Below are 6151 nucleotides of genomic sequence, written 5' to 3' on the forward strand. Positions count from 1 at the left end.
ACAGTGAAATCTAAGCATGCACAGGTTCATTTTAATGAGAGCGGTACGCCTGTCGCCGACCATTTTGACGACGTTTATTTTTCTAACGACAGCGGAATTGATGAAACCCAACACGTTTTTGTTGCAGGCAACGACCTTGCTGAGCGCTGGCAACAGTGGCGCACCCCTACTTTTGTCATCGCCGAAACAGGTTTTGGAACTGGGCTGAACTTTTTGGTTGCCATGCGTGCCTTTAACGAATTTAGAGCAGCGAACCCTGATCATCCGTTAAAGCGCCTGTATTTTATTACCACGGAAAAGTTTCCACTGCCTCAACAGGATATGCAGCGTGCGCTAGAAGCTTTTCCTGCCCTTAAAAACGAAGCGCAAGCACTCGCCTCACTTTACCCCATGGGCCTAGAAGGTTGTCATCGCCTTCATTTTGATAACCATTCAACCACACTCGACTTGTGGATTGGTGATGTGCACGAGCTTTTGCCTCAATGGCATTCTCCTGCAAATGGCCTCATCGATGCCTGGTTTTTAGATGGTTTTGCACCAAGCAAAAACCCTGATATGTGGACCGATGCACTGTTTAGCCAAATGGCTCGCTTGTCAAAAACCGGTACAACCTTTGGAACCTTTACCGCCGCAGGTGTCGTAAAACGTGGGCTAGCTGGTGTGGGTTTTACCGTTAAAAAACGCAACGGTTTTGGCCGTAAGCGCGACATGCTGACCGGCGTTTTTAACCAAGACAATGAGAATGTGCAGCATAAACTTCGTCTGCCTGCTGGCCCCTATTACAGGTACGCTGACGACAGTTTAGATAAAACAAGCAAAGTCGCAGTAGTAGGCTCCGGCCTTGCAGCAGCTACGGCATGCTTGGCTTTAGTAAAACGCGGCATTAGCACCACTTTGTATTTTGATGGTGACACCCTTGCAAGCGGCGCTTCTGGCAACCCGCAAGGCGGCTTTTATCCGCAGCTCCATAGCGAAGCAAGTATTGCCAGCCGCATTCAGGCGCACAGTTTTTTGTATGCTAGAAAAGCCTACGACCACACTATTGAACATGCAAAAGCCTGTGGCCTATCTGACGTTGCCCACGATTTCTGTGGCGTTATTCAACTAAGCTTTAACGACAAGGTAGCAGAACGCCAAAATAAATTGGCTGCTGCCGACGTTTGGCCTGAAACTTTAATTAAGCCCGTAGACAGCAAAGAAGTGAGCGATATCGCTAACCTAGCTCTTCCCTACTCTGGCTTATACATTGGCTTGGGCGGATGGATTTCTCCTCCACAGCTAGTTACTGCCATGATTGAAGAAGCACTTCAAAGTGGCAAACTCACGCTGAAACCCAATCATATCTATGTATCTCATGAGGCAGTTGAGACAACAAAGCAACAGGTGCGGATTCGTTTTAACTTAGATAGCGCTGAGAATGAAGAAGTTATTACTGCCGATCATCTTATCCTTGCCCTTGGTGCAGGTGCGGTAAACGCTAGCGATTTTAACAGCCTGTCCCTTCGCCCCGTTCGCGGCCAGGTTGAAGCTATTCCCACCCAAATGCCAATTGAACAGCTTAACACTGTGTTGTGTCACAAAGGCTATATGACACCTGTATTCGAAGGTCGGCATGCGTTAGGTTCAACCTACGTTAAAAACGACTTAAGTACCGATGTGAGAAGCGATGAAACTGAAATGAACCTCGCCACCCACGAACAGGCGCTGGCAAACACCGACATCGTGCAAGCATTACAACATGACGGTAAAGCCAGAGCGGCTACGCGTTTAGGTTCACCCGACCATCAGCCTGTTGTCGGTGCACTACATAATTTTGACTCATTAAAAGAACACTACACTATGCTAGGCGTGGGCAAACCGTTGACTAGCGCGCCAGTGTTGCCAAGCAGCGTAGTTTCCACCCTTACTTGCTTAGGGTCACGAGGGTTAACCACAGCGCCTTTAATGGCAGAGGTCTTGGTGAGCAGTCTATGTAAGGAGCCGCTGCCTTTAAGCAACGATTTGCTTAATGCAGTGAACACAAGCCGCTTTATGACTCGCGAAGCAATTAGAAGTCAGGGTTAATAAACGGAGAGGTCTTTGTAAAAATTCTCCTGTGCAGGACACAAAAGACCAGACGTTTAGAGGTTTGAAAGCGAACATGAAAGAAATTCGCTTTGAAAAAACAGAGCCCAATGGAAGTAAATGGCTAGTTTACGCTAGCCATTTTATTTAAATCCATCACGATAAACGCAGGAATGTATACGTTGGCGCTTGCCACCACTTGTTTATTTTCCAGCGACACGATACGGGCGTTTACGCGGACGCCTCTGTCATCTTCAATGATAGTGCCTGTTACAACATGGTCCATTTCAACCTGTTTAGCGAGTGCAGTACCATCTCGAGTAAGTACGAAATCGCCAATTGGCGTTACGGTAATGCCACCTGCAAGCTTAAAGTCGACAACCGCTAACCCAAAGTCTTGTAGCTCGGCTATTAGATACTCTGAAAGCTGATTGCCTAACACGGTGCTGTCGCTCAACGACTGATTAAGCCTCACAAAGCTCGCCACACCCACCATATCTTGCTGCGTAAGACGGGTTGCATTGTCCATTAACTCCATCGCAAGTTGCGAGGCGTAATCATTTAAGCGCTTATGCGTTTGTGAAGGTGAATAGCCATGATGTAGTGGGTCTTTATAGCCGGGTTCGACTTCCACGTGCTGTTGATATTGTCTATCGCGAGAATCTGGTGTGTACTCCAGCCCTGAGCGGCTTGGTACAGGCACTGGCTCGGCGTGATGAGTAATTTCACCGTCTTCACCTAACCAAAATGAGCCAATAGACTCTGTGCTAGTGCACCCTGTCATACATACACTCAGCATTACGCCAACGGCTGCCCAACTGCTTGACACAAGCTTCTTTGTAAACACCATACTGAAACTCCTAGCCGCGACTTAGCTTAACACCATCGCGCATACCGTTTTGCTGGCTACCGTCACTTGGAATAAGTGCATCTACTACGTAGAACGGCACTAACATTTGCGCAGTTGCCACAACTGCGCGCGACTCCATGCCCAAAATACGAGCGTTAACTAACACGCCACCTTGGTGCTTTGTCATCGTTCCCGTTAACACGTATTCAATAGGAAGGCTGCTGCTCAATTCCAGATAGTCTCGGCTTAATACAAAATCGCCATCGTCAGTAATGCGAATATATTCAGTGGCTTTGAAGTCGATAACCGGCACGCGGAATTTATGCAGTTCGTGAACAAAAGATTCCGCCATCTGACGACCAAGCAAATCTGTTTTCTGCAAGTCAGTATCTAGCAGTGCGAAATGGGTTACACCAATAGGTGTTTTGTTATTCACATATTCCATATTGGCAATTAAGTCTTGCGCCATGTTCTTCACATAGTCGCCAATATGCTTGGTTAGAGGTCGACCTTTATACGCGCCCTGTACGCTCGAATACAAAGGAGGTTGACCGATAGCGCCGTACGCATCCATACCCTGAGACTGAGTATCACTCGTATTTTCAACTGGCTTTGAGGGAGCGCGGTCGGCGGCAGTAATATCAATCACGTTCATGGCCGGGCGCTGAGGCGCTTGTTCGGCTACCTCTTCTTCCCCCATCATCATAGAACACCCGCTGACGCTTAGCAGTGAAGCACAAAGCGAAAGCGCCGCGTATTGATTTCGTCTTTTCATGGGGTTACCTCGTACCTTCAGTTCTGTATAACTTGCCGTTTCTGGTGGTTACTTGTTCTTCGCGCCAAAACAGTTCGGCAGGGAAAAAGCGTGTTGCTGCAGCGACAATGTTTTTATTTCTAGCGTTGATAATTCGAGCGTTAACCACCGCGCCAGACTCTTGATACACCATAGTGCCGGTTATATAAAAATCGACGCGCTCAATGTTGGAAAGCTGGTCGATATCGCGGGTTAATACTCTGTCGCTTTCGTTACTAACAATTATATCGTTCGAAAGCTTAAATTCTTGAGTAGAAAAGCCTCTTTTCGTGGCCTCAGTAATCATTCCCTGTTCAAGTTGATGGCCCAACAACATTAGCGGATGTTGATGACCAGCACTGTATTTCATAGTATCCGCAGGTACAAAGCCGACTACCGCATAGCGAGACTGACGTGCTGGACCCACATCAGCAAAAAGTTCGTTCGCCAACATATAGGTATGGTATTCCACATTCCCCAATGCCGATACATCGCTGGCATCGGTTTGTGCAAATTGGCTCTTAGGTTCATCAGATGAAGAGCAAGCAGAGAGTAAGCCCAAGATAAGCGCGGTATATGCCAAGGCTTTCGCGACTAAGCGACCATTTTCTGTCGGCAAAGCGTGAGAGACAGGTTTTGTCATACTTTTCATTACACGTGTCCAGTGAAAAACGTCAAATTTCTATCGGAAAGAAGCAAAAACTCATCAAAAAACAGTGATCAGCTACTACGCAAACCGACATTTTCAGTGTATTTAAACAGGCTTTTGCAAAATTCACACCAAAGAGAGGCTACAAGCAGCATTGACCGTTACATTGGAGGTTACATTGAAAAAAAATTGCTGATAACCAAGTGACGTAAAGCGCCTAGTTTCAGGAGATGTACCTTTCTCAGTGTTAAAAGAACTTGATGTTTATCGTCAGGCCGTGCATGAAAAGCGGAGGCGACTTGCCGCCTTAGGACAGAAAGCTGCCGATAATTAAATAGGCAATGATCACAATGCCAAGTGATTAAAAAACTTGAGAACTCCCGGGACTCTCATGCCGCGTTAATGACCAATTAGCTAAATAAACCTGCACATGCCTAAACCTAAACTTTCACCATCACGAGGTTCAAAACCGAATTTAAGATAAAAACTTTCCTTACCATGCGCAGCCAACAGGCCAATGGTTGCGCCAGGTGCGCAGCAAGACTCCAAATGTGCAATCAACGTGTTCATTATTTTCGATCCCAAGCCTTTATTCTGATGTTCTGGATGAATAATGACGTCTTGAATATAAAAATACATTGCGCCATCGCCAATCACCCGACCACAGCCTACAAGGTTGTTGTCGAGGTAAATTGTTGCCCAAAACAACGAGGCATCAATACTTTTTTGAACAACCGATAAACACGGGTTACTCCATCCAATCAATTTTCTCAGACTGGTAAAGTCTTCAGCTGACGGAGGACTTTCTTTAACGGTGTAATTGGTATGCATCATTCGTCATTCCGCCCCTCGTTTTCGCAAAAGCTAGCTACCTAATTCGGTAATGTGAAGTAGTTCGCCCGACGGGCCCCATAGATAGAAAACACTTCCCCAATGTTGTTGCTCAATTGATGAAATTTTCGTTTTATGTAACGAGCGCGAGCACAAATCAAAAGCGTCCTGAATGTCTGCTACACATATTTGTAGCATAAAGTTATTCGCCAATTCAGGGTTATAAAAGCGCTGAAGAAAGAAGAGACAATCACCATTTTCAAACAGTGTTAGGTCTTCATTTACGTATTCTGCATTAAATCCAATCTCAGAATAAAATGCTTTAGAAATGTCGTAGTTTTTGCTTGGAATAAAAGTCTTAATATCTATGACGTCCATATCTTGAGATCCCTCGCATTTCGCTGCTTTAAATTTAAATCGTGGCTAAATGGCAATAACAGCAAGCATGTCTTCGCCATCTTCATCTAACCCCACCTCTTCGAAACCAAAGCTTGAATAGAAGGCTTTGGCGACAGGATTCTTGGGGTTATAGCATATCTCTATCTGTTTGAGCTCAGAAGTTTGCTTTATAAGCGTGATAGCTTGAGATAAAGCAACTCTGCCAATTCCATTATTCTGATGGCTCTCATCAATCATAAAGCGCCAAATGGACACTTTGGTTGGCGTTTCCTGAACCCACATCAAGAACCCTACGGGCTGGTAGTTGCAATAAATGGCTTTGCAGGTATGGTTCTCGTTGTAAAAAGACTCAACCAACGACCACATATTGCACGCTACAAACGCTTGTTGATCATCCGCCACATCCAAGTCACAAACCTGCTCATAGTTAGATTTGTTTATTTCTTCCAGTGAAATTTTCATCCTGTCTTCTTTTTCCGGTTAATTATTGACGTGGTCAACCAAAATTGACCAACCCAGTTAAGCTACTTTTTTCAATTTCTTCATGTCCGCCTCATATTGATTT

At 45.6% G+C, this 6151-nt stretch carries 7 protein-coding genes; 1 reads left to right on the forward strand and 6 read right to left on the reverse strand.

Going from position 1 to position 6151, the window contains the following annotated elements; translation table 11 throughout:
- The first annotated feature begins 3 nt into the window (after positions 1 to 3).
- On the forward strand, positions 4 to 2064 hold the full coding sequence (mnmC, locus tag QME20_RS10595; protein ID WP_281715896.1) for a bifunctional tRNA (5-methylaminomethyl-2-thiouridine)(34)-methyltransferase MnmD/FAD-dependent 5-carboxymethylaminomethyl-2-thiouridine(34) oxidoreductase MnmC: 2061 nt from the start codon (positions 4 to 6) through the stop codon (positions 2062 to 2064).
- Between the two features lie 124 nt (positions 2065 to 2188).
- Here mnmC and QME20_RS10600 read toward each other — a convergent pair whose 3' ends face one another.
- The 6 genes from QME20_RS10600 to QME20_RS10625 all read right to left on the reverse strand — a co-directional run bounded on the left by QME20_RS10600 (position 2189) and on the right by QME20_RS10625 (position 6048).
- Positions 2189 to 2914, reverse strand: coding sequence for a FlgO family outer membrane protein (locus QME20_RS10600; RefSeq protein WP_049587774.1), 726 nt, complete (start codon positions 2912 to 2914; stop codon positions 2189 to 2191).
- A 10-nt stretch (positions 2915 to 2924) separates the two neighbouring features.
- Complete coding sequence (locus QME20_RS10605; RefSeq protein WP_014949957.1) at positions 2925 to 3689, reverse strand: FlgO family outer membrane protein; 765 nt, start codon at positions 3687 to 3689, stop codon at positions 2925 to 2927.
- A gap of 4 nt (positions 3690 to 3693) precedes the next feature.
- Positions 3694 to 4359, reverse strand: a complete 666-nt coding sequence (locus tag QME20_RS10610; RefSeq protein ID WP_281715897.1) for a FlgO family outer membrane protein — start codon at positions 4357 to 4359, stop codon at positions 3694 to 3696.
- A gap of 411 nt (positions 4360 to 4770) precedes the next feature.
- Positions 4771 to 5190 (reverse strand): GNAT family N-acetyltransferase, encoded by a 420-nt coding sequence (locus QME20_RS10615; RefSeq protein WP_039225262.1) that lies wholly within the window; start codon positions 5188 to 5190, stop codon positions 4771 to 4773.
- Positions 5191 to 5220: 30 nt separating this feature from the next.
- Positions 5221 to 5565 carry a lactoylglutathione lyase gene (locus QME20_RS10620; RefSeq protein WP_039225261.1) on the reverse strand — a complete coding sequence of 115 codons (345 nt, stop codon included), beginning with the start codon at positions 5563 to 5565 and terminating at the stop codon, positions 5221 to 5223.
- Positions 5566 to 5610: 45 nt separating this feature from the next.
- Positions 5611 to 6048, reverse strand: a complete 438-nt coding sequence (locus QME20_RS10625) for a GNAT family N-acetyltransferase (protein ID WP_281715898.1) — start codon at positions 6046 to 6048, stop codon at positions 5611 to 5613.
- Between the last annotated feature and the right edge of the window lie 103 nt (positions 6049 to 6151).

Origin of the sequence: Alteromonas sp. CyTr2, assembly GCF_947311905.1 — a bacterium.
Lineage (GTDB): Bacteria > Pseudomonadota > Gammaproteobacteria > Enterobacterales > Alteromonadaceae > Alteromonas > Alteromonas macleodii.